This is a genomic window from Colwellia sp. 6M3, assembly GCF_014077595.1.
Lineage (GTDB): Bacteria > Pseudomonadota > Gammaproteobacteria > Enterobacterales > Alteromonadaceae > Cognaticolwellia.
Genome location: NZ_JACGWF010000177.1, coordinates 1 through 2,017 on the forward strand (window position 1 = coordinate 1; position 2,017 = coordinate 2,017).

Annotated in this window: 2 protein-coding genes; both read right to left on the bottom strand. The window is 40.2% G+C overall.

What is annotated here, in order from left to right; translation table 11 throughout:
- Window positions 1–5: 5 nt before the first annotated feature.
- On the bottom strand, window positions 6–1,445 hold the full coding sequence (gene tnpC / locus H4J50_RS18805; protein ID WP_182198095.1) for an IS66 family transposase: 1,440 nt from the start codon (window positions 1,443–1,445) through the stop codon (window positions 6–8).
- 173 nt (window positions 1,446–1,618) lie between these two features.
- Window positions 1,619–2,017: glucan biosynthesis protein (locus H4J50_RS18810; protein ID WP_182257683.1), on the bottom strand; the 399-nt coding region annotated here is incomplete at its 5' end.

Sequence of the window (2,017 nt, forward strand, 5' to 3'; positions counted from 1 at the left end):
CGTAACTATTCAGCCTCATCTGAAATGAATACATCAGGCAGCTGATTTTTGAATAATAACTCAAGGGCTAGGCTTGCAGATACATATTGTTTTCTGCAAGTCGATAAATAGCTTCTCAGCAAGCAGAACATTTCAGCTCCTTGCTTACTTCTAAAACACCCCGATATTTTTTGATGAACCTTGGTCATCCTAATATCATTCTCGCCTTGGTTGTTGGTAAATGGCACGCCAGTGCTCATCATGAAACGTAAAACATCATCTTGATAATCTCTTAGTCGTTCCAATAATGCTCGGGATTTGGTTCGCTTTAATCGGCCTCGCTGACCTTCCACTCGGCTACTTTTATCTGGTGGTGGACATTTAGCGTCACCTTGAAGCAATATTTTTTGATATTGCTCACGATATTTCTGTTTAGCCCCTTTATCTAGGTCGGGATTATCTATTTGAGCTTTATTCATTTCTTTAAGTAAGGTTTGCATATCCTTCGCCCATTGCATGCCGTCTTGCTCCCAAGCCCTTTCTAATTCTCGGATGTGGTGAGCATTACATAATGCATGTTGGCATTGGGTATATTGATAATATGGCTTCCAATGGTCATGACATAGCACACCGGTAAAGTGCGGTAAAATACCGGCCTCATCCATCGCTATTTTTCCTCTTTTTTCATGAGGATAAAAATAAGTCCACCAAGTCGTTGATGCACCATGAAGCCATCGCCGTTTACCGCCGATATTAATGCCAGTCTCATCAACATGCAAAGTTTGATGCGGGCTTTGTAATGCCGCTTTGATGATACCTTCTGCGCCCGATGACTTTACTAGTGCCGCTGCTTGTTCATTAAAGTTAAATAAACTGCCGGCACTGATCGGAATACCTAGTTGGTCACTAAAGTATTCTTCAATGCGGTTATAAGGGAGTAATTGATATTGTGATAAGTAAACCGCATGGGCTTTCACACCAACACCATATTGAATAGGACCGTTAACACCTTGGGGGAATTCACCAACAAACCGCTTCCCTTGCTCATTCTCAAGGATTTGAGCCTGGTATTCGGTCACCACTTTACTGATATCTATATCGATGACTTGTCGCTTTTGAAAACCCACCTCACGATAGTGACCTTTAGGTAAAAAATCTCGGTCAACTAAAATGACTTGTACCTCATCAGGTGTTTCTGTTTGAGTCAGCGTTTTACCTACTCGGCCTTTTTGTCCGCCAGCTGATTTTTCTGACTTCTCTCTTGTTGGCTTTGTTCGGTTGATATCTTTTGATGGAGGAATGCTACTATTTTGACTATTAAGTCCTAATTTACTAGCTAGCATAACAACGACAACAAGAATGAGTTCAATAGACATCTTCAACGCTGGCGAGAGTGTTTTATCTTCTTGTAACTGAGTTTTAGTTTGCTCAACTATTTCAGTGATATTTATGCTGTTTAAATTCATTAAAGCTAGAGCGATAGGGTAATAGCTCTAGCTTGGCATACTGGCAGGATCAGTCAATAGCTAAAAAAGATCCTTAGAAAATAATTTGTCTTGGTGAATAGTTACAAAAGAACAAGGATAAAAAGCGCCTGAGTTCATTTAAGAACAATATGCTAAACAGTTACTTTAAGGTCTTATTTAATCGTTACCTTTGCATCACTTACCCATGTCTCAGTTATAGCTTCATCATTTTTATCAACTAAATACGCGCGTATGTTCACCGGATTGTTGTTAGCTTGTTTGTAGTCAAACGCTAATCGCCATTGGTTTGTACCAACTACCGGATAAACTCCAATAGGTTCTAGTATTTCACCGTTGCTGGCTTCAACAATCGGCTTTATACCACTTTTGTTATCTAAGCCTTTAAATACTGGACCTTCAAAATCAATCACCATCTTGTTAACGCCTTCAGGAATAGGCTGGCCGGGAATTCCGCCTAAGCCTTGGCGAGTATTTACAACGCTTGCAAGCGTTTTTGATTTTGGATCGAGTGGACGCCATTCAATATCATAAGAAAAGGTAAACTCATCACC